The sequence below is a fragment of the Ottowia sp. genome, from assembly GCF_035444425.1.
Classification (GTDB): domain Bacteria; phylum Pseudomonadota; class Gammaproteobacteria; order Burkholderiales; family Burkholderiaceae_C; genus Ottowia.
This window is the reverse complement of the sequence record NZ_DAOMOQ010000006.1, coordinates 77,761-103,876: the sequence shown is the minus strand read 5'-3', so window position 1 is coordinate 103,876 and position 26,116 is coordinate 77,761. Positions and strand designations below refer to the sequence as shown.

The following is a 26,116-nucleotide window of genomic DNA, read 5'->3' as shown; positions in this document are numbered from 1 at the left end:
GGAAAGCGTTCGGCGAGATGCCTGGCTCAGGAGCATGCGACGGCCTCCCGACGCTCGTTCAGCACCGCCAGCCAGGGGCCATCGGGCATCACGCCGAGTACCGGCCACGCATGCCAGCGGCCGCAGCGCCCGACCAGGGCGCTCGGCGCGTGGTTGAGCAAACGGCAGTCGGCTGCGACCTGCTGATCGAGTACCGGCGCAGCCCTTAACTCAGGCAGACCGGCCGCTTCAAGGCCTGCCTCCCATTCCGATGACGGCACACCGGGATCCCGAAACGCCACGATCTGGAACCCGGCCTGCTCGGCCAGGGCTCTCATGCGCGGCCATTCCTGCAAGGCGTAGGGCATGCGCGGCGACAGCACGACCAGCACCGTGGGCGCTGCAGGAGGCGAGACCGACTGGTGCAAACCCTCTTCGCACCTCGACGGCACGGGTTCCGCCGCGGCACTGACGCCGCATGCAAGGCCGAACACCAGGACCTGCCAGCAGCGGCGTCCGAAGCGGGCGGTAAGGGGCCGATCAGGGCGCACGGCCATGGCTCCAAGAATGCAAAAAGCCTTGGGGGCTCGCGCCCCCAAGGCTTTCAAACACGCGTCCGATTGAAGCGGATCAGTTGGCGCGGGTGCCGACCACTTCCACTTCCACGCGGCGGTTCTTGGCGCGGCCCTGGGCGGTGCGGTTGTCGGCGACCGGCTGGGTTTCACCCTTGCCTTCGGTGTAGACGCGGTTGCGCTCGATGCCCTTGGACACCAGGTAGGCCTTCACGGCCTCGGCGCGACGCACCGACAGACGCTGGTTGTAGGCGTGGCTGCCGATCGAGTCGGTGTGGCCAACGGCGATGATGACTTCCAGGTTGATGCCCTTGATCTTGCTGACCAGGTCATCCAGCTTGGCGCGGCCTTCGGGCTTCAGCACCGACTTGTCGAAGTCGAAGAAGGCGTCGGCGGCGTAGGTCACCTTCTGGGCGGCCACAGGAGCGGGAGCCGGAGCCGGAGCGGGCTTGGCGGCAGGTGCAGCCGGAGCAGCGGCAGGAGCCGGGGCCGGGGCAGCCTTGGGAGCCTCGAGGGCGCCGTCGCAGCCCGGAGCGGCGGTGGCCGGGGTCCAGAAGGCATCGCGCCAGCACAGTTCGTTGGTGCCGTTCTTCCAGATCAGGTTGCCGTGGCCATTGCGCCAGTTATCGGAGTTGATCGTCGAACCAGCTGCGAAGGCGGAACCAGCCACGGATGCAACGGCGAAAGCGATCGCCACTTTGTTGAGTTTCTTCATGGTTCTCCTCATGGGAAAAAAGCCGCAGCGTGGCTGCGAAAAATCGGACGCTTCAAGTGACCACCACCAAAAACGTTGAATTGATTGTGCCACACGTCCTTGCGCATTCTTAGCAGAACCGGGGCCGCCAGCGTCAGACAAGGCCGTAAATACAGGGTTATGTTGCTTGGACGCGACAACTCAAAGCACCTAGAATCCAGGGCTTTCATCGCCTTCGGGTTGCCTGACTGTATATATGACCTCGTTCGCCAAGGAAACACTCCCCATCAGTCTAGAAGAGGAGATGCGGCGAAGCTACCTGGATTACGCCATGAGCGTGATCGTGGGTCGCGCCCTGCCCGACGCCCGCGACGGCCTCAAGCCGGTGCACCGGCGCGTGCTGTTTTCGATGCACGAGGCCAACAACCACTGGAACCGCCCCTATGTGAAGTGCGCCCGCGTCGTGGGTGACGTGCTGGGCCGCTTTCACCCGCACGGCGACTCGGCCACCTACGAGGCGCTGGTGCGGATGGCGCAGGACTTCTCGCTGCGCCACCCGCTGATCGACGGCCAGGGCAACTTCGGCTCGGTCGACGGCGACAGCGCCGCGGCCTACCGCTACACGGAATGCCGGCTGGAGAAAATTTCCGCCGAGATCCTTGCCGACATCGACAAACAAACCGTCGACATGGTGCCGAACTACGACGGCAAGGAGCTCGAGCCCACCGTCCTGCCGACACGCCTGCCGAACTTGCTGATCAACGGCTCGGGCGGCATCGCGGTCGGCATGGCGACCAACATCCCGCCGCACAACCTGAACGAGGTGGTCGACGCCTGCCTGCACCTGCTGCGCCAGCCCGAGGCGACGATCGACGAGCTGATGGAGATCGTGCCGGCGCCCGACTTTCCCACCGGCGGCATCATCTACGGCATCCAGGGCGTCAAGGACGGCTACCGCACCGGGCGCGGGCGCGTGGTGATGCGCGCGAAGGTGCATTTCGAGGACATCGACAAGGGCCAGCGGCAGGCGATCATCGTTGACGAGATCCCCTACCAGGTCAACAAGAAGACGCTGCAGGAGCGCATGGCCGAGCTGGTGCACGAGAAGAAGCTCGAGGGCATCAGCCACATCCAGGACGAGTCCGACAAGTCGGGCATGCGCCTGGTGATCGAGTTGAAGCGCGGCGAAGTGCCCGAGGTGGTGCTGAACAACCTGTACAAGCAGACCCAGCTGCAGGACACCTTCGGCGTCAACATGGTGGCGCTGATCGACGGCCAGCCCAAGCTGTGCAACCTCAAGGAGCTGCTGCAGGTCTTCATCCAGCACCGCCGCGAGGTGGTGACTCGGCGCACCGTGTTCGACCTGCGCAAGGCGCGCGAGCGCGGCCACGTGCTGGAAGGCCTGGCGGTGGCGCTGGCCAACATCGACGAATTCATCCGCATCATCCGCGAGTCGCCCACGCCACCGGTGGCCAAGGCCGAGCTGATGGCGCGCAGCTGGGACAGCGCGCTGGTGCGCGAGATGCTGACCCGCACGCGCGAGGACGGCGCCACCATCAGCGCCGACGACTACCGGCCCGAGGACCTGGAGCGCGACTACGGCCTGCAGGCCGACGGCCTGTACCGCCTGTCGGACACGCAGGCGCAGGAAATCCTGCAGATGCGCCTGCAGCGCCTCACGGGCCTGGAGCAGGACAAGATCATTGCCGAATACAAGGACGTGATGGCGGTGATCGAGGACCTGCTCGACATCCTGGCCAGGCCGGCGCGGGTGTCGACCATCATCGGCGAGGAACTCGCGGCGCTGAAGAACGAATTCGGCCAGACCAAGGACGGCGCACGCCGCTCCATCGTCGAGCACAACGCCCAGGATCTAGCCACGGAGGACCTGATCACGCCCACCGACATGGTGGTCACGCTCAGCCACACCGGCTACATCAAGGCCCAACCCCTGAGCGAATACCGCTCGCAGAAGCGCGGCGGCCGCGGCAAGCAGGCCACGGCCACCAAGGAAGACGACTGGATCGACCAGCTCTTCATCGCCAACACGCACGAGTACATCCTGTGCTTCTCCAACCGCGGGCGCCTGTACTGGCTCAAGGTGTGGGAAGTGCCCTCCGGCTCGCGCGGTTCGCGCGGACGGCCGATCGTCAACATGTTCCCGCTCGAGGAAGGCGAGAAGATCAACGTGGTGCTGCCGCTGACCGGCGCCGCCAGCCAGTTCCCCGACGACCGCTACGTGTTCATGGCGACCTCGATGGGCACCGTGAAGAAGACCGCGCTGTCGGATTTCAGCAACCCGCGCAAGGCCGGCATCATCGCGGTCGGCCTGGACGATGGCGACTATCTGATCGGCGCTGCGCTGACCGAGGGCACGCACGACGTGATGCTGTTCTCGGACGGCGGCAAGGCGGTGCGCTTCGACGAGAACGATGTGCGCCCGATGGGCCGCAACGCACGTGGCGTGCGCGGCATGCAGCTGGAAGAGGGCCAGAGCGTGATTGCCATGCTGGTGGCCGATGCCGAGGTTGCCGACGCCGGCATGGTGCCGGGCGCGCGCAGCAGCGTATTGACCGCGACCGAGAACGGTTACGGCAAGCGCACGCACATTTCCGAGTACACGCGCCATGGCCGCGGTACCAAGGGCATGATCGCCATCCAGCAGAGCGAACGCAACGGCAAGGTCGTCGCGGCGACGCTGGTCGGCGTTGATGACGAGATCATGCTGATCACCGACAAGGGCGTGCTGGTGCGCACCCGCGTGGCCGAGATCCGGGAAATGGGTCGCGCCACGCAGGGCGTGACCCTGATCGCGCTCGACGACGGTGCCCAGCTGAGTGGCCTGCAGCGTGTGGTCGAGAACGACGCCCAGGATGCGGCAGGCGAGGATTCACCGAACAACCCCACGGAGTAAACACCTTGAAATTCACCACTTCCAAACTCGTGCTCGCCGCCGTGCTGGCGACCGGCCTGGCCTTCACGACCGGCGCGTCGGCACAGAACGACGGCAAGCGCGCGCTGGCCGTCAAGCTGGCCCAGATCCAGCAGAAAGCCGATGGCGGCGCCATGGCCGATCAGCTCACCGCCAGCGCGGTGCAGCCGCTGCTGGCAAGCTGGTCGCAACGCCTCGATGAGACCGTGCCGCCGGCGCGCCAGAAGGACGTGCGCGACAAGCTCGACGTCGAACTGAAGAAGTTCACCGACAACACCGAGAAGTCGATCGAGGCCGAGGTGGCCAAGTCGGCCGAACCAGCACTGGTGCCGATCTTCATGGAGAAGCTGACCGAGGACGAGATGAAGACCATCATCGCCTACCTCGAATCGCCGGTCAGCGCCAAGTTCCAGGCGCTCGGCCCGGAAGCGGCCAACGCCTGGGCCAAGCGCGTCGTCGACGCCACGCGCGCCGGCGTCGAAAGCGGCCAGAAGAACTTCGACGCCGCGGCCAGCCGGATCGTGAAATCCTCCGCCGGCGCCGCATCGGGCGCCGACAGCAAGAAGTAGTTTCCATCGACCCCGACCGGCGCGGCGCTCCTGGTGGCCGCGCCGGTGTTCGTTGCACCACGGCATGAGTCAATCCCCCATCCAATCCGACGCCCTCGCCAGACTGCGCGTGCAGATCGACAGCCTGGACGCCCAGCTGCTGGCATTGCTGAACCAGCGCGCGCGCGTGGCCGAGGAAGTGGGCGAACTCAAGCGCCAGGAAGGCACGCCCTTCTTCCGCCCCGATCGTGTGGCCCAGGTCATCGCCAAGGTGCAGGCCGCCAACCCGGGACCGCTGCTGAACCAGCACGTGGCCGCCATCTGGCGCGAGATCATGTCGGCCTGCCTGGCGCTGGAAGTGCCGCAGCGCGTGGCCGTGCTGGGCCCGCAGGGCACCTTCTGCGAGCAGGCGGCGATCGAGTTCTTCGGCAGCGCTGCCAACCTGATCTACTGCAACAGCTTCGACGAGGTATTCCACGCCACCGCCGCCGGCACTTCGCAGTTCGGCGTGGTCGGCATGGAGAACACCACCGAGGGCGTGGTGGCGCGCTCGTTCGACCTGTTCCTGCACTCGCCGACGCACGTGATCGGCGAGGTCAGCCTGCTGGTGCGCCACAACCTGCTGCGCCAGGTCAACGGGCTCGACGGCATCGAGGTGGTGCTGGCGCACCCGCAGGCGCTGATGCAGTGCCAGGGCTGGCTGTCGCAGCACCTGCCGCAGGCCGAGCGCCGCGCCGTCTCCAGCAACGCCGAGGGCGCACGCCTGGCCGCCACCAACCCGGCCTGGGCCGGCCTGGCGAGCGAGCGCGCGGCCGCGCAGTTCGGCCTGCACATCGTCGCCCACGCGATCCAGGACGAGGCCACCAACCGCACCCGCTTCGCCGTGATCTGCCTGCCGCAGACGCTGGCCACGCCGACCGCCACCGGTCGTGACTGCACCAGCCTGGTGGTGTCGGTGCCGAACCGGCCCGGCTCGGTGCACGACATGCTGACACCGCTGAAGAAGCACGGCGTCAGCATGACACGCTTCGAGTCGCGCCCGGCCAAGTCGGGCCAGTGGGAGTACTACTTCTACATCGACCTCGCCGGCCATCCGTCCGAGCCGCACGTGCACGCGGCGCTGGAGGAGCTGCAGGCGCAGTGCGCGTTCTACAAGGTGCTCGGCGCCTACCCGCTCGGTCCGGATGTTTGAGCGCCTCGGTCTGATCGGCTGCGGGCTGATGGGCGGCTCGTTCGCGCTGGCCCTGAAGCGCGCCGGCCTAGTGCAACGCGTGGTCGGCTACAGCCGGTCGCCGGCAAGCAGCCGGCGCGCGCGCGAACTGGGCGTGATCGACGAGGATGTGGCCACGGCCGCACAGGCCGCGACCGGTGCCGACCTGGTGCTGCTGGCGGTGCCGGTGGCGGCCACCGAGAGCACGCTGCGCGCGCTGCAGCCCGCACTGGCGGCCGACACGCTGATCATGGATGTCGGCTCGACCAAGGCCGATGTGGCGGCGGCGGCCGAGCGCGCACTCGGCGAGCGCGCCGATGTCTTCGTGCCCTGCCATCCGATCACCGGCCGCGAGGTGGCCGGCGTCGAACACGCCGACCCGCATCTGTACCGGGGCACGCAGGTCATCGTCACGCCGACCGGGCGCACGCCAGCCGCCCGGCTCGAACAGGCCGTCGCCGTGTGGCGGGCGCTGGGCTGCAAGGTGCTGAGCATGCCGCCGGCCGCGCACGATGCGGCGCTGGCAGCGGTCAGCCATTTGCCGCACCTGCTGGCGTTCGCGTTCATGAACAGCCTCGTCGAGCAGGCCGATGGACCGAGCTACCTGTCGATGGCCGGACCGGGTTTCCGCGACTTCAGCCGCATCGCCGCCGGTGATCCCGCACTGTGGCGCGATGTGCTGATCGCAAACCGCGAGCAGATCGGCGCCCAGTTACGGCATTTCCAGCAGGCGCTGGCCGACTTGCAGCAGGCGATGGACCACAGCAGCAGCGACGTGCTGATGCAGCTGATCGAGCGCGCCAGTACGGCGCGTGCCGGTTGGGCCGGACCCGCCCTCGCACCGGCGGACCCAGTGCCACCAAGCCATGTTTGACACCGACTTCCTCGACCTCCCGGCGCTGCGCTCGGTGCACGGCCGCGTGCGCCTGCCCGGCTCCAAGAGCATCTCCAACCGCGTGCTGCTGCTGGCGGCGCTGTGCCAGGGCCGCACCGTGGTGCGCGACCTGCTCGACTCCGACGACACGCGCGTGATGCTGCAGGCCTTGCGCCAACTCGGCTGCGGCGTTGAGCTCGACGGCACGCAGGCCTGCATCGATGGCCTCGGCGGGCGCGCACCGTCCGGTCAGGCGATCGAGCTGTTCCTCGGCAACGCCGGCACCGCGATGCGCCCGCTCACCGCCGCGCTGGCGGTGCTGGGTGGCGATTACCGCCTGAGCGGCATCACGCGCATGCACGAACGGCCGATCGGCGATCTCGTCGACGCCCTGCAGGCGCTGGGCTGCGCCATCAGCTACCTCGGCAACCCGGGATTCCCGCCGCTGCGCATCGGCCAGCCGACACTGGCGCTGGAGCGGCCGATTCCCGTGCGCGGCGACGTGTCGAGCCAGTTCCTGACCGCCCTGCTGCTGGCCCTGCCGCTGGCGGCCGGCCGCCCCGACGCGCAGGACATCGTCATCGAGGTGGTGGGCGAGTTGATCTCCAAGCCCTATGTCGAGATCACGCTGCGCCTGCTGGAGCGCTTCGGCGTGCGGGTGGAGCGCGACGGCTGGCAGCGCTTCGTCATCCCGCACGGCAGTGCGTATCGCTCGCCCGGCGAAATCCACGTCGAGGCCGACGCCTCGTCGGCCAGCTACTTCATCGCTGCCGGCGCGCTGTCGAGCGACGCCGGGCGGAACGGCCCCTTGCGGATCGAGGGTGTCGGCGCCGATTCGATCCAGGGCGACATCCGCTTCGTCGAGGCTGCGCGGCTGATGGGCGCGCGCATCGACAGCGGTGCCAACTGGCTCGAGGTGCGCCGCGGCACCTGGCCCTTGAAGGCCATCGATCTCGATGGCAACCATATCCCCGATGCCGCCATGACGCTGGCCGTGATGGCGCTGTACGCCGACGGCACCAGCATGCTGCGCAACATCGCCAGCTGGCGCGTGAAGGAAACCGACCGCATCGCCGCCATGGCGACCGAGCTGCGCAAGCTCGGCGCCACGATCGACGAGGGCCCGGATTTCATCCGCATCACGCCACCTGCCAGCCCGCAGGCATGGCGGGCGGCATCGATCCACACCTACGACGACCACCGCATGGCCATGTGCGGCTCGCTGGCGGCCTTCAACCCGGCTGGCCTGCCGGTGCGCATCGAGGACCCGAAGTGCGTCGCCAAGACCTTTCCGGACTACTTCGAGACCCTGTTCGCGGTCGCGCAGCCCGCGGTCCCGGTACCGGTGATCTGCATCGACGGACCAACCGCCTCCGGCAAGGGCACGCTGGCCAGTGCGCTGGCGCGGCGCCTTGGCTACCACTACCTGGATTCCGGTGCGCTGTACCGCCTCGCGGGCCTGGCGGCGCGGCGACGGGGCCTGGCGCCCGAGGCGACCAATGAAGCCGCCATCGCCGAACTGGCGCGGTGCTTGCCGGTCTGCTTCGACGCCGACTGCGTGCGGCTGGATGGCGAGGACGTGACCGAAGCGATCCGCAGCGAGGCCGCGGGCATGGACGCATCGCAGGTGTCCGCGCTGCCTGCGGTGCGCGAGGCGCTGCTGGAGCTGCAGCGCGGTTTCGCCCGCCTGCCTGGCCTGGTGGCCGACGGGCGCGACATGGGCACGGTGATCTTTCCGGCCGCGCTGCTCAAGGTCTACCTGACCGCGGACGCCGCGCAGCGCGCCGAACGGCGCCATAAGCAATTGATTTCCAAGGGTATTCCTGCTAAACTCGATAGTCTTCGCGCTGACTTGGAAGCGCGCGATGCGCGGGATCAGACCCGCATCGCGTCACCCCTCAAGCCGGCGCACGACGCCCTGCTGCTGGACAATTCGCAACTGACGATCGAGGCATCGGTCGATCAGGTTCTTGATTGGTGGCAGGCGCGGCAACCGTTTCAAGCCGCCAAGGCCTGAGCTGAGTTGCCCGACCCGGCCGAAACGTCTGCGGAATCTCGCTTGGGATCCGTGACGCCGTCGGCCTTTTACCGCCCAGGCAGCTTCCCGCCGCGCGTCCAAGCGCATCGAGCGGCCTGGTTGTTCAACCTCAACCGCGGTCCGTCCGCAACCCAAGCCTCCGCCGTCAGCCTTACAAACGATCGCAATGGTGCCGTCGTGAACCCGTGCGTGTGGAGAAGGAAACTTTCATGTCCGAATCTTTTGCCCAGTTGTTCGAGGAATCCCTGCAGCGCACCGAGATGCGCCCGGGTGAAGTCATCACCGCCGAAGTGGTGCGCGTCGAGCACAGCTTCGTCGTCGTGAACGCCGGCCTCAAGTCCGAAGCCTACATCCCGATCGAGGAATTCAAGAACGACCAAGGCGAGATCGAGGTCGAGCCCGGCGCCTTCGTGCCGGTGGCCATCGGCTCGATCGAGAACGGCTACGGCGACACCATCCTGAGCCGTGACACCGCCAAGCGCCTGGCTTCCTGGCTGGCGCTGGAAAAGGCGCTGGAGTCCGGCGAGTTCGTCACCGGCACCACCAGCGGCAAGGTCAAGGGCGGCCTCACCGTGCTGGTCAACGGCATCCGCGCCTTCCTGCCAGGCTCGCTGGTCGATACGCGTCCGACCAAGGATCTGACGCCGTACGAAAACAAGACCATGGAGTTCAAGGTCATCAAGCTCGACCGCAAGCGCAACAACGTGGTGCTGAGCCGCCGCGCCGTGGTCGAGGCCAGCATGGGCGAAGAACGCGCCAAGCTGATGGAGACGCTGAAGGAAGGCGCCGTCGTCAACGGCGTGGTCAAGAACATCACCGAGTACGGCGCCTTCGTCGACCTGGGTGGCATCGACGGCCTGCTGCACATCACCGACATGGCCTGGCGCCGCGTGCGCCACCCGTCCGAGGTGGTGCAGCCGGGTCAGGAAATCACCGCCAAGATCCTCAAGTTCGACGTCGAGAAGAGCCGCGTCAGCCTGGGCCTGAAGCAGATGGGCGACGACCCGTGGCTGGGCGTGAGCCGCCGCTACCCGCAGGGCACGCGCATGTTCGGCAAGGTCACCAACATCGCCGACTACGGCGCCTTCGTCGAGCTCGAGCCGGGCATCGAGGGCCTGGTGCACGTCTCCGAGATGGACTGGACCAACAAGAACGTCGCCCCGAGCAAGGTGGTGTCACTGGGCGACGAGGTCGAGGTCATGGTGCTCGAGATCGACGAGGACAAGCGCCGTATCTCGCTCGGCATGAAGCAGTGCCGCGCCAACCCGTGGCAGGAGTTCGCGCAGAACACCAAGCGCGGCGACCGCGTCACCGGCCCGATCAAGTCGATCACCGACTTCGGCGTGTTCGTGGGTCTTGCCGCCGGCATCGACGGCCTGGTGCACCTGTCCGACCTGTCCTGGAACGAGCCCGGTGAAGCCGCCGTGCGCAACTACAAGAAGGGCCAGGAAGTCGAGGCCATCGTGCTGGCGGTCGACGTCGACCGCGAGCGCATCAGTCTCGGCATCAAGCAGCTCGACCAGGATCCGTTCACCACTTTCGTGACCGTGAACGACCGCGGCCAGTCGGTGACCGGCAAGGTCAAGAGCGTCGATGCGCGTGGCGCCGAGATCGACCTGGGCAACGACGTGGTCGGCTACCTGCGCGCCAGCGAGATCAGCCGCGACCGCGTGGAAGACGCCAGCCAGGTGCTGAAGGTGGGCGACGAAGTGACCGCCGTGGTCGTCAACGTCGACCGCAAGTCGCGCAACATCCAGCTGTCCGTCAAGGCCAAGGATGCCGCCGACCAGCAGGAAGCCCTGGCCAGCCTGAGCCAGAGCACCGGCACCGCCGGCACCACCAGCCTCGGCGCCCTGCTGCGCGCCAAGCTGGATGGCAGCGACTCGAAGTAAGGTCCACCCCCGATGCGCCTTCTCGGCGTCTCCCCTTCAAGGCGGTGCACCCAGTGGCCGGGCCAGGCCCGCTCCACGGGTGCCCTTGAAGGGGCAGTGCTTGCTGGTGGCGTTTCGGGACATGCCAAGAGATGACCCGTTCCGACCTGGTTGAACTGCTGGCCGAACGCTTCGGCCAGTTGACACAGCGCGATGCCGACGCGGCGGTGAAGACGATCCTGGATGCGATGAGCGACGCCCTGGTGCGCGGCCACCGCATCGAGATCCGCGGCTTCGGCAGCTTCTCCATCAACCGCCGCCCGCCACGCATGGGGCGCAACCCGCGCACCGGCGAACGCGTGCAGATTCCCGAGCGGCGCGTGCCGCACTTCAAGCCGGGCAAGGCACTGCGCGAGGCCGTGGGCAACCAGCCGGTCGACACGGATGGCGACACGCGAACCTGACGCCGCCGCTAGAATCTTCCGAGTCCCGTAGAAGATTCATGAACAAGCTTGCCAGGCTGCTGAAGTGGATACTGAAGGCAGCCATTTTTTTTGCCCTGTTCGCCTTCGCACTGAACAACCAGCACGACGCCACCGTGCACCTGCTGTTCGGACGCCAGTGGCGTGCGCCGGTGACGCTGATCGTGCTCATCGCATTCGCGCTCGGCATGGTGATCGGGGTGCTGGGCATGCTGCCGGGCTGGTGGTCGCGCCGCGGCGAGACCAGGTCCGGAGCCAGGCGGGCGAATCCGCCGGTGCCGGATGAGCCCTTGAACCGCCCCCCGCATGGAGCTTGACCTCAGCTGGATCCTGCTCGGGCTGCCGATCGCCTTCACGCTCGGCTGGCTGGCCTCGCGCCTGGACTTGCGCCAGCTGCGCATCGAGAACCGCCAGGCGCCCAAGGCCTATTTCAAGGGCCTGAACTACCTGCTCAACGAGCAGCAGGACCAGGCCATCGACGCCTTCATCGAGGCGGTGCAGCGCGACCCCGACACTTCCGAGCTGCACTTTGCGCTCGGCAACCTGTTCCGCCGCCGCGGCGAGTACGAGCGTGCCGTGCGCGTGCACGAGCACCTGCTCTCGCGCGCCGACCTGAGCGCCAGCGACCGCGAGCGCGCCCAGCACGCGCTGGCGCAGGATTTCCTCAAGGCCGGTCTGCTCGACCGTGCCGAAGACGCGCTGCAGCGCCTGGAGGGCACGCGCTACCAGGAGCAGGCCTGGCTCAGCCTGCTGGCATTGCACGAGCGCGCGCGCGACTGGCCGCACGCCACCGAGATCGCCCGCCGCCTGCAGCAGGCCGAGCACGGCGACTTCGCGGCCCGGCTGGCGCACTACCAGTGCGAACTAGCCGCCACCGCACTGAGCAAGCACCAGGACCCGACGACCGCCCGTCGGCTGTTGACCGAGGCGATCGAGCAGTCGCCCGCCAGCGCACGCCCGCGCATCCAGTTGGCGGGGCTGCTGGCCGGCCAGGGCGACATGCCAGGCGCCTTCACCGAACTGGCCCGGCTGGAGCAACACGCGCCGCAGGCGATCCCGCTGGTGGCCAGCGAACTGGTGCGCATCGGCCAGGCCAGCGGGCAGTTGCCGCACGCCATAGAGTTGCTGCAACGCAGCTACGCCCTGCTGCCGTCGATCGATACCGCGGACGCCATCGTGCAGGCCCAGGTGGCCGCCGGGACACCGATGCCAGAGGCACGCGAAGGCTATGTGCGCCACATGACGCAGGAACCGTCGCTGATCGCCGCCATGCGCTGGCTCAGTCACGAACCGTTCGCACAGGACGGCGCGCATCCCATGGTGCAGCGCTCGCTCGAGCACGCAGCGCGCCCGCTGGCGCGTTACCGCTGTGCCGCCTGCGGCTTCGAGGCCCAGGGCTACTTCTGGCAATGTCCGGGCTGCCAGGCCTGGGAGAGCTTCCCGCCCAAGCGCATCGAGGAGTTGTAGCCGACCTACCCTGAACCGCGGGTGGGCGCATCCTCGTTACGGGTACGTGGATTCCGGGATCGGATGACAAGATGACTCGACCGGCCATGTCGGCCGGCACCCACCGATCCAGGGAGAGCACAGATGTTGAAGAAATTATTCGCCTTGCTGGCCATGCTGTACGCGGCCGCATCGTTCGCCGCCGTCGACTTGAACACCGCCAAGGCGGATGAGCTGGACGGCATCAAGGGCATTGGCCCCGCCATGTCCACCAGGATCCTGGACGAACGCAAGAACGGGAAATTCAAGGACTGGGGCGACTTCATCAACCGCGTCAAGGGCGTGGGTGAAAAGAACGCCGCCCGCTTCTCGGACAGCGGCTTGACCATCAACGGCGCCGCCTACAGCAGCGCGCCAGCCAAGCCAGCGCCGGCCACCAAGACCGGCCAGAGCACGAAGCCCTGAGCCGCCGCGCCGCACGATGGCACCCATGGCGTGGCAGCAGCGCAGGCTTTGCGCCACGCCAACACGTTGCGGCGCCGAGCGCTACAGCAGTTCGCCCTTGGGATCGCGCCCCATCAGCGCGGCAACCGCTTCAACCGGCTTGAGTTCGCCATCGAGCAATCCAACCACACATTCGGTGATCGGCATCTCGACGCCCAGGTGGTGCGCACGTTGCAGCACGGTGCGCGCGCTGTAGACGCCCTCGGCCACGTGCCCGAGCGATTGCACCGCCTGCTCCAGGCTCTTGCCCTCGGCCAGCAGCAGGCCGACGCGGCGGTTGCGGCTCAGGTCGCCGGTGGCGGTCAGCACCAGGTCACCCAATCCAGACAAGCCCATGAAGGTCTCGGGCTGCGCACCGAGTGCCACCCCCAGGCGGGCGATCTCGGCCAGGCCGCGCGTGATCAGCGCAGCGCGCGCGTTCAGCCCCAGATTCAGGCCATCGGCCAGGCCGGTGGCGATCGCCAGCACGTTCTTGACCGCACCGCCGACCTCGACGCCCACCAGGTCCTGGTTGCCATAGACGCGCAGCGTGGGGCCGTGGAAAGCCTCGACCAGCGCCTGCCGCACGGGCGGCTGCCGGCTGGCGGCCACCAGTGCGGTCGGCTGGCCGCGCGCGACTTCCTGCGCGAAGCTGGGGCCGCTTAAGGCGCCGGCCTGCAGGCCGGGCGCCACCTGCCGCTGGATCTCGTGCGGCATCAGTCCGAACGGACGCGCCACGGTCGGATCCTGCGCCGGCTCGAAACCCTTGCACAGCCAGCCGACCGGCACGCGCGCGTCGCGCAGCAGTTCCAGCGTCGGGCGCAAGCCGGCGACCGGCGTGGCGATGACCAGCAGATCCGCCTGCGGCACGGCATCAAGCAGCGAATCGACATCGCCGCCGCGCACCGTCAGCGCGCGCGGCAGCGGGATGCCGGGCAGGTAGCGCGCGTTCTCACGCGCGGTGTCCATGGCCTGCGCCTGCACCCCGTCGCGCGCCCACAGAACGGTGTGGTGCCCGACCGGGTTGCGCGCCGCGCTCACCGCCAGGGCAGTGCCCCAGGCGCCGGCTCCGATGACGATGATCTTCATGGCGTGGGGTCGGCCGGACGGCGGCTGGCAGGTTTACTGGGTGACGGCGGCCGCGCCTTCCTGCTGCGCGAGCTGCTGCTGCTCGTACATCGACTGGAAGTTGATCTCGGCCAGGTGCACCGGCGGGAAGCCGCCGCGCTGGATCAGGTCGGCGACGTTGCCGCGCAGGTACGGATAGACGATCTGCGGGCAGGCGATGCCGACCACGCCGCCCATCTGCTCCTCGGGGATGTTGCGGATCTCGAAGATGCCGGCCTGCTTGCACTCGCACAGGAATACGGTCTTGTCCTGGATCTTGGTCTGCACGGTGGCGGTGACGGTGATCTCGAACACACCCTCGGCCACGTTCTCGGCGTTCACACCCAGGTTGATCTCGACTTCGGGCTGCTCTTGCTCGAGCAGGATCGCGGGCGAATTGGGTTGCTCCAGCGAAGCTTCCTTGAGGTAGACGCGCTGGATCGTGAACACGGGATCGGTGTCGGCCATGTGATTTCTCTTTAAGGCAAAGGTTGGAAAAGCTCCGGGCAGGCGCCGGAATCGCGCGCCCTCATGGCGCCATTATCCCCGCTGGCCCAGTGGCAGCCGGCCTGCGCCGCGCTCAGGGCCGCCCGGCGAGCAGCGGATCGAGTTCGCCACGCTCGTCCAGCGCCACCAGGTCGTCGTGCCCGCCGACATGGGTAGCGCCGATGAAGATCTGCGGCACCGTGCGGCGGCCGGTGATCTCCATCATGACGCGGCGCTGGGCCGGCTCCAGATCGACGCGGATTTCGTCGATCTGCTCGACGCCCTTGGCATGCAGGATCTGCTTGGCCCGGATGCAATAGGGGCAGCTGGCAGTGGCGTACATCTTCACGGCTTGCATGACCGTTTCCTCTTTTCTTCCGGGTTCTGGGGAGCACGGTCGCCGCACACGGGCGCCGCGCCGAAGGCGCCGTGATCGTTCAGGTCTTCTCGATCGGCAGGCTGGCCTCGCGCCAGCTCTTCAGGCCACCGGACAGTGACTGGGCCTTCTCGTAACCCAGCTTCCTGGCGATCGCCACCGCCCGATTCGAGCGCATGCCGGAAGCGCACACCAGCACCAGCGGGGTGGCCTTGCTCTTCACCACGCCCGGGAGCTTCGCCTCCAGTTCGCCCAGTGGAATGCTCTTGGCGCCGCCGACGTGGCCGGCCTGGTACTCGGCCGGCTCGCAGACATCGATCACCACCGCCTTCTCGCGGTTGATCAACTGCACCGCCCCTGCCGGCGTGACGCTGGCCGCACCCCCGCCGCCACGCAGCATCGGCATCAGCAGCATGGTGCCGGAGATCAGCGCCACCAGGATCAGCATCCAGTTCGCCAGCAGGAAATCCACGATCAATATCCTTCCAATGTGATTCGATTCAGCGGGCGCCACCGCACCCCTGCAGGGTAAGGATTCTAGAATGACGGGTTTTCGCCCGCCTGCCGGCGGTTATTGCCTTCTCGTCTGCCGCCTCCGATGTACAAGCTCGTCCTGATCCGCCACGGCGAATCCACCTGGAACCTCGAAAACCGCTTCACCGGCTGGACCGACGTGGATCTGACGCCGACTGGCGTCGAGCAGGCCAGGCAGGCCGGCCGCCTGCTGAAGGCCGAGGGCTACGATTTCGACCTCGCCTACACCAGCGTGCTGACGCGCGCCATCCGCACCCTGCACCTGGCACTGGACGAGATGCAGCGCCTGTGGCTGCCCACGGTCAAGCACTGGCGCCTGAACGAGCGCCACTACGGCGCGCTGCAAGGCCTGAACAAGGCCGAAACCGCGCAGAAGCATGGCGATGCCCAGGTGCTGATCTGGCGCCGCAGCTACGATATCCCGCCGCCGGCGCTGGAGCCGAACGACCCGCGCTGGGAACGCGACGATCCGCGCTACGCCCGGCTGCAGACTGGCGAGGTGCCGCTCACCGAATGCCTCAAGGACACCGTGGAGCGCGTGCTGCCGTTCTGGAACGAATCGATGGCCCCCGCCATCCGGGCCGGCAAGCGCCTGGTGGTGTCGGCGCACGGCAACTCGATCCGGGCGCTGGTGAAGTACCTGGACGACGTTTCCGAGTCCGACATCGTCGAGTTGAACATCCCCAACGGCATTCCGCTGGTGTACGAGCTGGATGCCGAGCTGAAGCCGATCCGCAGCTACTACCTCGGTGACGCCGAAGCCATCGCCCGGGCTGCAGCGGCCGTCGCCAGCCAGGGCAAGGCCTGAGCAGCACGGCAAGGCGCCACAAGCCCCGGCCGATGCGGAACTTCGATCCATCGCGCGCGCCCTAAGCAGGCAACATCTGGGTATATTGAGCGACCGTGTCGCAAGGAAGTCACACACCATGAGTCAGAGAACCAAGATCGCCGGCTGGATTGCCGTAGGCGCGCTGGCCGGTGCGCTGACCACGGTGTCGCTGCAGACCGTGGCGCGCGGCACCATGGCGCCGCTGCCGCTGGAAGAACTGCAGCAGCTCGCCGCCGTGTTCGGCATGATCAAGTCCGACTACGTGGAGCCGGTGGACGAGCGCAAGCTGATCACCGACGCCATCTCGGGCATGGTCTCCAGCCTGGACCCGCACTCGCAGTATTTCGACAAGAAGTCGTTCAAGGAATTCCGCGAGGGCACCACCGGCAAATTCGTCGGCGTGGGCATCGAGATCACGCAGGAAGACGGCCTGATCCGCGTGGTGTCGCCGATCGAGGGCTCGCCGGCCGACCGTGCCGGCCTCAAGCCGGGCGACCTGATCACCCGCGTCGACGACACCGCAGTGCGCGGGCTGACGCTCAGCGAAGCCGTCAAGCGCATGCGCGGCGAACCCGGCACCAAGGTCATCCTAACCATCCTGCGCCGGGACGAGAACCGCAGCTTTCCGGTCACGATCGTGCGCGAGGAGATCCGTACCCAGTCGGTCAAGGCCAAGGTGGTCGAGCCGGGCTACGCCTGGGTCCGCCTGTCGCAGTTCCAGGAACGCACGGTGGACGACTTCGTCACCAAGCTGGAAGCCATCTACCAGCAGGAACCGCACTTGAAGGGTCTGGTGCTGGACCTGCGCAATGACCCGGGTGGTCTGCTCGACGCCGCGGTGGCGGTGTCGGCCGCCTTCCTGCCGGAAGGCGTGACGGTGGTATCCACCAACGGCCAGATCGAGGACAGCAAGGCGATCTACAAGGCCCGACCCGAGGACTACCTGCGCCGGCGCGGCCACGACCCGCTCAAGCGCTTGCCGGCGGCACTGAAGACGGTACCGATGGTGGTGCTGGTCAACGAGGGCTCGGCCTCGGCCAGCGAGATCGTGGCCGGCGCGCTGCAGGACCACAAGCGGGCGGTCGTGATGGGCAGCCAGACCTTCGGCAAGGGCTCGGTGCAGACGGTGCGTCCGCTCGGCCCCGACACCGCGCTGAAGATCACCACCGCGCTCTACTACACGCCGAACGGCAAGACCATCCAGGCCAAGGGCATCGTGCCCGACGTCATGGTCGACGACACCGCCGATGGCAGCCCGTTCGCGGTGCTGCGGATGCGCGAGGCCGACCTGGAGAAGCACCTCGGCGGCGGCGAAGCCGAGCAGAAGGACCCGGCCATCGAGAAGGAGCGTGAAGCGGCACTCAAGCGGCTCGAGGAAGAATCGCGCAAGCCGGCATCCGAGCGCCGTCCGCCCGAGTACGGCAGTGCCAAGGACTTCCCGCTGCAGCAGGCGCTGCTGCAACTCAAGGGCCAGCCGGTCAAGGTCAGCAAGACCCTGGTCGAGCGCAAGGAAGAGCCGAAGACGGAGTAAGCGCCGCCGCTGGCCGGCGGTGGACAGCAGGTGATGGACGATCGGCAACTGCTGCGCTATTCGCGCCACCTGCTGCTTGACGATATCGGCATCGAGGGCCAGCAGAAGCTGCTCGCTGCGCACGCGCTGATTCTCGGTGCCGGCGGGCTGGGTTCGCCGGCAGCCCTGTACCTGGCGAGTGCCGGCGTCGGCCGGATCACCCTGGTCGATGACGATGCGGTCGATCTGACCAACCTGCAGCGCCAGATCGCGCACACGCAAGCGCGCGTGGGCATGCCCAAGGTCGAGTCCGCGCGCCAGGCGATCGCCGAGATCAACTCCGACGTGCAGGTGCACACCATCGCCCGGCGCGCCGACCAGGCCTTGCTGGACGAACTGGTCGGCGGCGCCGACATCGTGCTCGACTGCAGCGACAACTTCGGCAGCCGCCATGCGCTGAATCGCGCCTGCGTGCGGCATCGCAAACCGCTGGTGGCCGGCGCCGCCATCGGCTTCGACGGCCAGATTTCGGTGTACGACCTGCGCCAGCCCGATTCGCCCTGCTACGCCTGCGTGTTCCCGCCCAGCCAGACCGTGGAGGAAGTGGCCTGCGCCACCATGGGCGTGTTCGCACCGCTGGTCGGTATCATCGGCACCATTCAGGCAGCCGAGACGCTGAAGCTGCTGTGCGGTATCGGCCGTCCGCTGTCAGGCCGTCTGCTGATGATCGACACGCGGCGCGCCGAATTCAGCGACGTCCGCGTGAAGCGCCAGCCGGCTTGCGGCGTCTGCGGCCAGGCCGCGCAGGCGCTGTAGGCTTTGTCCTACATCGCACCGGAGCAAGCACTGTCACGTCGAGCGAGCGGTGCTGCCTACACTGCAAGGCAATTCCGATTTCGGCAGCGCGGTGCATTCAAGTCGCCGCGCGTTGCCGCAGAACAAGTGACTTGAAGTAGCCATGGCTGGTCGCAATTCCGTGCGAACATATATCGTCGAAGACAACCCCACCATTCGCGAGAACCTCGTCGCCACGCTCGAGGAACTCGGGGGCGTCGCGTCGATCGGCTTTGCCGAAACCGAGCAGCAGGGAAGCCACTGGCTGACCCAGAACGCAGGGCAATGGGATCTGGCGATCGTCGATCTGTTCCTCAAGCAGGGCAGTGGCCTCGGCGTGCTGCAGGCCTGCCGCAACCGCGATCCGGCGCAGAAGGTGATCGTGCTCACCAACTACGCCACGCCCGACATCCGCGTCCGCTGCAAGGAACTGGGGGTGGACGCGGTATTCGACAAGTCCACCGACATCGATGCCCTGATCGACTTCTGCCTGGATCTTGGCAGCGGCACTCACTGAGTGCCGATCATGGACGAACCAGGCCGGACGGCGTCAGGCGGATCAGTCGATCAGCTTGTTCTTCAGCGCATAGTAGGTCAGGTCGCTGTTGGAGTTCAGCGCCATCTTCTCCATCAGCCGGGTGCGGTAGGTGCTGACGGTCTTCACGGACAGCGACAGCGACTCGGCGATGTCGCCCGCGGTCTGCCCCTTGGCCAGCTTGAGGAAAACCTGGAATTCGCGCTCCGACAACTGCTCGTGGGGCAGCGCGTCGTTCTTGCGATTGAGCTGCTGCGCCAGCAGCTCGGCCACCGACGGCGTGATGTAGCGCTTGCCCAGCGCGATGGTGCGGATCGCCTCGACGATCTCGCTCGGCTCGCATTCCTTGTTCAGGTAGCCGCTGGCGCCCTGGCGGATCAGGTTCATCGCGTAGTGCTCTTCCGGGTAGCCCGACAGGATCAGGATGCCGACGTCGGGCGCCTTGGCGCGGATCATGGCCAGCGCATCGATGCCGCTCTGGCCGGGCATCGACAAGTCCATCACCAGCACGTCCATCTCGGTCGTGCGCACCAGGTCGATCGCCTCGCGGCCGCTGGCGGCCTCGCCGACCACGCGCAGATCGACATGCTCGGAAAAGAACTGCTTGAGACCCGAACGCACGATGGCGTGGTCGTCGACGATGCCGATTCTGATCACGATGCTTCCTACAATAAGTTGCGACGCTGCGGCGCCGGTCGCGGCGCCGCGCAGTCATTCTAGTTCCTGCCACCATGCTCGCCCTGCCATCCATCCAACACGTTTCGGTGCGCAAGCTGCGGCCCCTGTCGCTGCGCGTCACGCTGATCGTGGCAGCGCTGTGTGCACTGGCCATGATCTGGCTCAACGAGAGCACACACCACCGCACCACCGAGGCGATGCAGAACATCCAGCAGGCGCACCGCGCCCGCCTGACGGTCGATGGATTGAGCCGCGGGCTGGTGGAAGCCGAATCGAGCCAGCGCGGCTACATCCTCACCGGCGATCGCGAGTACCTGCTGCCCTACAACGCGGCGCTGACGGAAATCGAGCGCCTGCTCAGGGTACTGAGCACCGACACGCCGCCTGCCATGGCCGAATCGGCCGCCATGGCGACTTTCTCCAGCCTGCTGTCGCAGAAGATCGGCGAGATGGCGCTGACGGTGCGCATGCGCCAGGAAGACCGGCCGGAAGTGGTCAACTTCGTCGTCACGTCCAACGTCGGGCTGGAGCAGATGCGGGCGTTCCAGCTGCAGGCCAATGCGCTGCGCACGCAGGCCGAATCGCTGATCGCAGGCAGGCGCGCGGAACTCTACCGCCTGCTCAACGTATCGCGTTTCGGACTCGCCGCCGGCGTACTGGCGGCCTTCTTCGCATTCTTCCTCTACGTCAACCAGATCCGCGCCATGCGCAAGGCCGATGCACAGCAGCAGGACCTGCTCGAAGCCGAACGCGACGCGCTGGAATCGCAGGTGCGCGAGCGCACGGCGCGCCTGGCCGAACTGGCGACGCACCTGCAGCAGGCGGTGGAGGACGAGCGTGCCCACCTGGCGCGCGAACTGCACGACGAGATGGGCGCCCTGCTCACCGCCGCCAAGCTGGACGTCGCACGCCTGAAGTCCAGGGTTCCCAAGGATGCCGATGACCTGCTCGAACGGCTGCAGCACCTCACCGCGACGCTCAATCAGGGCATCGCGCTGAAGCGCCGCATCATCGAGGATTTGCGGCCGTCGTCGCTGTCCAACCTGGGGCTGGTGGCCTCGCTCGAGATCCTGTGCCGCGAATTCGCCGACCGCGCGGCGCTGAAGGTCGATACCGCGCTGGAGCCGGTCGATCTGGACGACGCCAGCGAGCTGACGATCTACCGCGTGGTGCAGGAGGCCCTGACCAACATCGGCAAGTACGCGCAGGCGAAGAAGGTCATGGTCACGCTCAAGAACTACGTCTACCACGTCGAAGTCTCGGTGACCGACGACGGTGTCGGCTTCGATCCCGCCAAGCTGCCGAACGCCTCGCACGGCCTGCTCGGCATGCGCCACCGCGTGGAGGCCAGCGGCGGCCGCCTGGACATCAACGCTGGCCCCGGACGCGGCGCGCGCATCACCGGCACCATCCCGCGCGGCAGCGCCAAGAAGCAGAGCGCGCTGGCCGATGCCATGGCCGCCATGTCGCTGTCAGCGGAATCCTACGCGGGCGAGGAGACGGCACCGACAGCTTCCGCAGCACCCAACTGATGCGGCCGGCGGCTGCCGTGACAGAAACTCTTCACCAGATTCCGGATCGAACATTCATTGCCACCCCTCATCCCACGGCGTCACCACGCCACGAAAGGAAGTCACCCATGAACACGCAAAGCACCGTCGAAAAGATCACCGAGAGCGCCCACAGCGCCACTGAGAAAATCGCCGACAGCGCCGAGCGCACCGTCGATTCCGCGCGCCTTTACGCCAACGAGGCACTGGACAAGGCCGACGCCAAGGTCCGCTCGCTGCGCGAGGAAGTCCAGCCGGCCATCGATGCCATCTCCAACCGCGTGCACGACATGGCCGCGCGCGGCAAGGCCGCGGCCAGCGAGACCGGCGCTCACGCGCGCGACAAATTCCAGCAGTACAGCGACAAGACCAGCGCCTACGTGCAGGAGCAGCCGCTCAAATCCATGGCCATCGCCGCCGCAGCCGGCGCCGTGGTGGCGCTGCTGATGGGTCGCCGTCGCCACTGATCTCTTCGAGCGACTCAAACCGCTCGCTGGCATCCAGCATCTACCGCTGGGGCTGCTCTTGGGTGCCTGCCACCATGCGGTCCGCCTGCTGGCGCAGGTGGTGCAGCAGTCGTTCAAGTTCGGCCGCCTCCGCTTCATTCAGCACCGACAGCACCTCGCGGTTGATGCTGGCCACACGCGGCAGCAGCGCCGCGTGAACGGCTCTGCCTTCGTCCGTCAGGTGAAGCAGTACTTCGCGCCGGTTGCCCTGGCGCGGTGCCCGCGTGAGCAGGCGCTTGGCCGCCAGTCGTCCGATCGCACGTGAAGTCTGCGCGCGGTCGAGACTGGCACGCTCGGCCAGTGCTGAAGAAGACAGCCCCTCATGGCGGGCCAGTTGCGCCAGCACGCGCCATTCCCTGCGGCTGATGCCGAACTCGGTTTCGCAAAGGCGCACCACCATCCGTCCCGCCGCCGCCTGCAAGCCCCAAAGCTGGTACAGCAACATGTCGTCCAGCGTCTTGGGTTGGATCAAACGATTGGTCGGCATTAGGGAAATTCCCGAGAACAGTTGATTTTGTCAATTCATCCGGTGCCTCCTACAGTGCCATCCTTTGCTTCAGGCTGCCACAAGGAGATTCCCGATGGACCGCAGACAAGTGCTACTGGGCGCCGGCGCGACAGGCGTCGGCTGGCTGATGAATGGCAGCCACGCCCACGCACAATCCGAGACGACGCTGCGCCTGGTCGTGCCCTATGCACCGGGCGGCTCCAGTGACCGGGCAGCGCGTCTGGTGGCCGACAAGCTCGGGCCCCGCCTGGGCCAGACGGTGGTGGTCGAGAACCGCACCGGCGCCGGCGGTCGCCTGGCCGCACAACAACTCAAGAACGCAGGTGCGCAGCAGAACGTGCTGCTGCTGGCCAACCCTGCCATCATGGTGGTTGCGCCGCTGGTGTTCAAGGACAACGGTTATGACCCGGACCAGGACTTCCAGCCGATCTCGCAGGTGAGCGAGTACGAGTTCGGTCTGGCGGTCTCCAGCGCCGTGCCCGTCAAGGCCCTGACACACCTGCTGGCCTGGCTGCGCGCCAACCCGGAGCAGGCCAACTTCGGCGTGCCGGCCACCGGCAGCCTGCCGCACTTCTTTGCCTTGATGACGGGCGGAAAGGCGCAGGTCAAGGCGCAGGTCGTCGGCTACCGTGGCTCGGCTCCGCTGATCACCGACCTGATCGGCGGCCAGATTCCGGTGGCCTTCGACACCCTGGACACGCTGCTGCCGCAGCACCAGGCCGGCAAGCTGCGCATCCTGGCCAGCTCGGGCGCCAGGCGTTCGCCGTTTGCCGATGACATCCCGACCTACAGGGAAGCCGGGCTCGACCTGGTCGCCACCGGCTGGAACGCGTTCTTCGCCCCCCGCAGCATGCCGCCTGAACAGGCGGCACGCCTGAGCGCAGCGATCCGCGACGTCATGAGCGACGCCGATACGCGCCGCAGGTTCGGCGACGCCAAGACGGCCCCGATCAGCCGCACCGCCACGCAGACCGCCGCGATGCTGAAGATCTATCGCGCCCAATGGGCGCCGGTCGTGCAGAAGTCGGGCTACCAGCCCTGAGCACCGCTTTTCCCGATCCACCCATACCCCATCCGACGCCCTCGTATGAACCGCGTTTTTCGCAGCATTGCGGCAGCTCTCATCGCTGCCTCGACCAGCCTCGTCGCATCCGCGCAAGGTTTTCCTTCCAAGCCCGTCAAGATCATCAACAGCTTTCCCCCCGGCGGCCCTTCGGACATGATCGCGCGCTCGGTCGCCGATGTGCTGCAGCAGAGCTTGAAGCAGCCTTTTCTGGTCGAGAACAAGGCCGGCGCCGCAGGCAACATCGGCACCGCCGAAGTCGCGCGCAGTCCGGCGGACGGCCACACCATCCTGATCGGCATCGACACCACGTTCACCGTCAACCCGCACATCTACAAGTCACTGTCGTTCAAGCCGGACGACTTCAAGCCGCTGATGGTGATGGCTTCTTCCGGCCTGCTGGTCGGCGCACATCCTGCTACCGGCTTCAAGAAGCTGGGCGACATGGTGAAGGCAGGCAAGACCACGGCCGTCACCTTCAGTTCTGCCGGTGCCGGCAGTCCCGGCCACCTGGCCGCCGAACTGTTCCACGAAGCCACCGGCATGCAGATCACGCATGTGCCGTACCGCGGCAACACACCAGCGGTAACCGCCATTCTTGCCGGCGAAGTGAACGGCGGCGTGCTCGCCACGCCGGGTATGCTGCCCCACGTGAAGGCGGGCAAGATCAACGCCCTGGCTGTCACCAGCCGGCAGCGCTCGACGCTGGCGCCCGAGGTGCCCACCGTGGCGGAGGCCGGCCACCAAGGTCTGGAGCAGGAGGTGCTCTACATCGCCATGCTGCCGGCAGCGACACCGGAACCCGTGGTACAGATCCTGCAGCGGGCCTTCGCCGAAACGCTGGCAAGACCCGAGGTGAAGAAGCGGCTGGAAGGCCTCGACCTGTTCTATGAAGGGCTGACCGGCGCCGCGGCAAGAAAACGCCTTGACGAGTTGTCACGGCACTACGGCCGCATCATCCAGGCAACCGGAATGAAGGTGGATTGAAAGCCGCATCACAACACTGGCGGATTGCACGAGGACAGCCATGACGCGCCCCAACATCATCTTCATCGTTGCCGACGACCTCGGCTACGCCGATCTGGGCTGCTACGGCGGCCGCGATGCCGAGTTCGGACCGGTGTCGCCGGTGCTGGACGCGCTGGCTGCGCGAGGCATGCTGTTCACCCAGGGTTACAGCAACTCGCCAGTGTGCTCGCCCACGCGCTTCGGCCTCATGACCGCGCGCTACCAGTACCGCCTGCGCGGCGCCGCCGAGGAGCCCATCAACAGCAAGTCCAAGGGCAGCACCACGCTCGGCCTGCCGCCCGAGCATCCGACCCTGCCCTCGCTGCTGAAGGACGCCGGCTACCGCACCGCGCTGATGGGCAAGTGGCACCTCGGCTACCCGCCGGTGTTCGGGCCGCTCAAGTCGGGCTACGAGGAATTCTTCGGCCCGATCTCCGGCGGTGTCGACTACTTCACCCACTGCAGCAACAACGGCACGCATGACCTGTACCTGGGTGATGCCGAGCACCATGCGGAAGGCTACCTGACCGACCTCATCACCGATCGCTCGGTCGACTACATCCAGCGCATGGGGGTCGGCGCCCAGGCCGGCACACCGTTCTTCCTCAGCGTGCACTACACCGCGCCGCACTGGCCGTGGGAGACGCGCGACGATGCGGCGCTGGCCGAGGAACTTAAGGACAACCTGTTCCACCTGCACGGCGGCAACATCCACACCTACCGCCGCATGATCCACCACATGGACGAAGGCATCGGCCGCCTGGTCGAGACCTTGCGCACCCTGGGCCTGCTGGACGACACGCTGATCGTGTTCACCAGCGACAACGGCGGCGAGCGCTTTTCCGACAACTGGCCGCTGGTGGGCGGCAAGATGGACCTGACCGAAGGTGGCATCCGCGTACCCTGGATCGCCCACTGGCCAAGGCGCATCGCCGCCGGCGGCACCAGCACCCAGCACTGCATGACCATGGACTGGTCGGCCACCATGCTGGACGCGGCCGGCGTCGCCGCTCATCCGGACTACCCGCTCGACGGCGTGTCGCTGTTGCCGGTGCTCGATGATGCTGCACACCGCTTCGAGCGCCCGCTGTTCTGGCGCATGAACCACCGCAGCCAACGCGCCCACCGCGATGGCGACTGGAAGTACCTGCGCGTGGATGGCCACGACTACATGTTCGACCTGTCACGGGACGAGCGCGAGCGCGCCAACCTGGGTCCACACCACCCCGACCGGCTGGGCGCCATGCGCGCGGCCTGGGAAGCCTGGGACGCCAGCATGCCCGCCATCCCGGCGGACGCGTCGGTCAGCCTCGGTTATGGCGCCAAGGACATGCCGCAGCGCTGATGGCCGCGCCACGCACAAAGCCCATGTGACCGCCGACTAGGAGTTTCGTCCTCCGGACCCGAGGCAACGGCGGATTGGAGCCGCCACCGCTTCACTGCCCAGGCACTGCCTGATCCTT

Annotated in this window: 27 protein-coding genes; 19 read left to right on the top strand and 8 right to left on the bottom strand. The window is 67.1% G+C overall.

Annotation, left to right across the window (positions count from 1 at the left end; all coding sequences use genetic code 11):
* Positions 1 to 26 precede the first annotated feature (26 nt).
* Both PK606_RS04270 and ompA read right to left on the bottom strand, forming a co-directional pair.
* On the bottom strand, positions 27 to 536 hold the full coding sequence (locus PK606_RS04270) for a hypothetical protein (protein WP_324561053.1): 510 nt from the start codon (positions 534 to 536) through the stop codon (positions 27 to 29).
* Positions 537 to 609: 73 nt separating this feature from the next.
* A complete protein-coding gene (ompA, locus tag PK606_RS04265; RefSeq protein WP_324561051.1) occupies positions 610 to 1,266 on the bottom strand; it encodes an outer membrane protein OmpA in 657 nt (218 codons plus the stop codon).
* A gap of 235 nt (positions 1,267 to 1,501) precedes the next feature.
* On the opposite strand from ompA, the gene gyrA reads away from it, so the two are divergent.
* The 10 genes from gyrA to PK606_RS04215 all read left to right on the top strand — a co-directional run bounded on the left by gyrA (position 1,502) and on the right by PK606_RS04215 (position 13,111).
* Complete coding sequence (gene gyrA, locus PK606_RS04260) at positions 1,502 to 4,159, top strand: DNA gyrase subunit A (protein ID WP_324561049.1); 2,658 nt, start codon at positions 1,502 to 1,504, stop codon at positions 4,157 to 4,159.
* A 5-nt stretch (positions 4,160 to 4,164) separates the two neighbouring features.
* On the top strand, positions 4,165 to 4,746 hold the full coding sequence (locus PK606_RS04255) for a DUF2059 domain-containing protein (protein WP_324561047.1): 582 nt from the start codon (positions 4,165 to 4,167) through the stop codon (positions 4,744 to 4,746).
* Between the two features lie 64 nt (positions 4,747 to 4,810).
* Positions 4,811 to 5,917, top strand: a complete 1,107-nt coding sequence (gene pheA / locus PK606_RS04250) for a prephenate dehydratase (RefSeq protein WP_324561046.1) — start codon at positions 4,811 to 4,813, stop codon at positions 5,915 to 5,917.
* Entirely contained in the window at positions 5,910 to 6,809 is a 900-nt protein-coding gene (locus PK606_RS04245) for a prephenate dehydrogenase (protein WP_324561044.1), read from the top strand. The genes pheA and PK606_RS04245 overlap by 8 nt, the downstream gene beginning before the upstream one ends.
* Positions 6,802 to 8,826, top strand: a complete 2,025-nt coding sequence (locus tag PK606_RS04240; RefSeq protein WP_324561042.1) for a bifunctional 3-phosphoshikimate 1-carboxyvinyltransferase/cytidylate kinase — start codon at positions 6,802 to 6,804, stop codon at positions 8,824 to 8,826. The genes PK606_RS04245 and PK606_RS04240 overlap by 8 nt, the downstream gene beginning before the upstream one ends.
* 212 nt (positions 8,827 to 9,038) lie before the next feature.
* Entirely contained in the window at positions 9,039 to 10,739 is a 1,701-nt protein-coding gene (rpsA, locus tag PK606_RS04235) for a 30S ribosomal protein S1 (protein WP_324561040.1), read from the top strand.
* A gap of 131 nt (positions 10,740 to 10,870) precedes the next feature.
* Positions 10,871 to 11,182, top strand: coding sequence for an integration host factor subunit beta (locus tag PK606_RS04230; RefSeq protein ID WP_324561038.1), 312 nt, complete (start codon positions 10,871 to 10,873; stop codon positions 11,180 to 11,182).
* Between the two features lie 38 nt (positions 11,183 to 11,220).
* Positions 11,221 to 11,517, top strand: a complete 297-nt coding sequence (locus PK606_RS04225; protein WP_324561036.1) for a lipopolysaccharide assembly protein LapA domain-containing protein — start codon at positions 11,221 to 11,223, stop codon at positions 11,515 to 11,517.
* A complete protein-coding gene (gene lapB / locus PK606_RS04220) occupies positions 11,507 to 12,667 on the top strand; it encodes a lipopolysaccharide assembly protein LapB (RefSeq protein WP_324561034.1) in 1,161 nt (386 codons plus the stop codon). Before PK606_RS04225 ends, lapB begins: the two co-directional genes overlap by 11 nt.
* Before the next feature lie 123 nt (positions 12,668 to 12,790).
* Positions 12,791 to 13,111, top strand: coding sequence for a ComEA family DNA-binding protein (locus PK606_RS04215; RefSeq protein WP_324561032.1), 321 nt, complete (start codon positions 12,791 to 12,793; stop codon positions 13,109 to 13,111).
* Positions 13,112 to 13,192: 81 nt separating this feature from the next.
* Here the strand turns inward: PK606_RS04215 and PK606_RS04210 are convergent, their stop codons facing one another.
* The 4 genes from PK606_RS04210 to PK606_RS04195 all read right to left on the bottom strand — a co-directional run bounded on the left by PK606_RS04210 (position 13,193) and on the right by PK606_RS04195 (position 15,546).
* Complete coding sequence (locus PK606_RS04210) at positions 13,193 to 14,218, bottom strand: NAD(P)H-dependent glycerol-3-phosphate dehydrogenase (RefSeq protein WP_324561030.1); 1,026 nt, start codon at positions 14,216 to 14,218, stop codon at positions 13,193 to 13,195.
* Positions 14,219 to 14,251: 33 nt separating this feature from the next.
* Entirely contained in the window at positions 14,252 to 14,704 is a 453-nt protein-coding gene (gene secB, locus PK606_RS04205; protein WP_324561028.1) for a protein-export chaperone SecB, read from the bottom strand.
* Between the two features lie 112 nt (positions 14,705 to 14,816).
* The gene (grxC, locus tag PK606_RS04200; RefSeq protein ID WP_324561027.1) at positions 14,817 to 15,080 is read right to left on the bottom strand and encodes a glutaredoxin 3; all 264 of its coding nucleotides are present in this window, start codon (positions 15,078 to 15,080) and stop codon (positions 14,817 to 14,819) included.
* A gap of 79 nt (positions 15,081 to 15,159) precedes the next feature.
* Entirely contained in the window at positions 15,160 to 15,546 is a 387-nt protein-coding gene (locus tag PK606_RS04195; protein WP_502920786.1) for a rhodanese-like domain-containing protein, read from the bottom strand.
* A 150-nt stretch (positions 15,547 to 15,696) separates the two neighbouring features.
* Here PK606_RS04195 and gpmA point away from each other — a divergent pair, with 150 nt between their 5' ends.
* The 4 genes from gpmA to PK606_RS04175 all read left to right on the top strand — a co-directional run bounded on the left by gpmA (position 15,697) and on the right by PK606_RS04175 (position 19,322).
* A complete protein-coding gene (gene gpmA, locus PK606_RS04190) occupies positions 15,697 to 16,440 on the top strand; it encodes a 2,3-diphosphoglycerate-dependent phosphoglycerate mutase (protein WP_324561023.1) in 744 nt (247 codons plus the stop codon).
* Between the two features lie 118 nt (positions 16,441 to 16,558).
* Complete coding sequence (locus PK606_RS04185; RefSeq protein WP_324561021.1) at positions 16,559 to 17,992, top strand: S41 family peptidase; 1,434 nt, start codon at positions 16,559 to 16,561, stop codon at positions 17,990 to 17,992.
* A gap of 33 nt (positions 17,993 to 18,025) precedes the next feature.
* A complete protein-coding gene (locus PK606_RS04180) occupies positions 18,026 to 18,787 on the top strand; it encodes a HesA/MoeB/ThiF family protein (protein ID WP_324561019.1) in 762 nt (253 codons plus the stop codon).
* Between the two features lie 142 nt (positions 18,788 to 18,929).
* Positions 18,930 to 19,322, top strand: coding sequence for a response regulator (locus PK606_RS04175; protein WP_324561018.1), 393 nt, complete (start codon positions 18,930 to 18,932; stop codon positions 19,320 to 19,322).
* A 42-nt stretch (positions 19,323 to 19,364) separates the two neighbouring features.
* On the opposite strand, the gene PK606_RS04170 is transcribed toward PK606_RS04175, so the two are convergent.
* On the bottom strand, positions 19,365 to 19,997 hold the full coding sequence (locus tag PK606_RS04170; protein WP_324561016.1) for a response regulator: 633 nt from the start codon (positions 19,995 to 19,997) through the stop codon (positions 19,365 to 19,367).
* Positions 19,998 to 20,071: 74 nt separating this feature from the next.
* Between PK606_RS04170 and PK606_RS04165 the strand changes: the two genes are divergently transcribed.
* Complete coding sequence (locus PK606_RS04165) at positions 20,072 to 21,550, top strand: sensor histidine kinase (RefSeq protein WP_324561014.1); 1,479 nt, start codon at positions 20,072 to 20,074, stop codon at positions 21,548 to 21,550.
* Between the two features lie 107 nt (positions 21,551 to 21,657).
* The gene (locus PK606_RS04160; protein ID WP_324561012.1) at positions 21,658 to 22,035 is read left to right on the top strand and encodes a glycine zipper domain-containing protein; all 378 of its coding nucleotides are present in this window, start codon (positions 21,658 to 21,660) and stop codon (positions 22,033 to 22,035) included.
* 40 nt (positions 22,036 to 22,075) lie between these two features.
* Here PK606_RS04160 and PK606_RS04155 read toward each other — a convergent pair whose 3' ends face one another.
* Positions 22,076 to 22,561, bottom strand: coding sequence for a MarR family winged helix-turn-helix transcriptional regulator (locus PK606_RS04155; protein WP_324561010.1), 486 nt, complete (start codon positions 22,559 to 22,561; stop codon positions 22,076 to 22,078).
* A 94-nt stretch (positions 22,562 to 22,655) separates the two neighbouring features.
* Here PK606_RS04155 and PK606_RS04150 point away from each other — a divergent pair, with 94 nt between their 5' ends.
* Genes PK606_RS04150 through PK606_RS04140 form a run of 3 tightly spaced genes read left to right on the top strand, consistent with a single transcriptional unit; the run spans position 22,656 to position 25,998 of the window.
* The gene (locus tag PK606_RS04150) at positions 22,656 to 23,624 is read left to right on the top strand and encodes a Bug family tripartite tricarboxylate transporter substrate binding protein (protein WP_502920784.1); all 969 of its coding nucleotides are present in this window, start codon (positions 22,656 to 22,658) and stop codon (positions 23,622 to 23,624) included.
* Positions 23,625 to 23,669: 45 nt separating this feature from the next.
* Entirely contained in the window at positions 23,670 to 24,632 is a 963-nt protein-coding gene (locus PK606_RS04145; RefSeq protein ID WP_324561008.1) for a Bug family tripartite tricarboxylate transporter substrate binding protein, read from the top strand.
* A 40-nt stretch (positions 24,633 to 24,672) separates the two neighbouring features.
* Complete coding sequence (locus PK606_RS04140; RefSeq protein ID WP_324561006.1) at positions 24,673 to 25,998, top strand: sulfatase family protein; 1,326 nt, start codon at positions 24,673 to 24,675, stop codon at positions 25,996 to 25,998.
* Positions 25,999 to 26,116 lie beyond the last annotated feature (118 nt).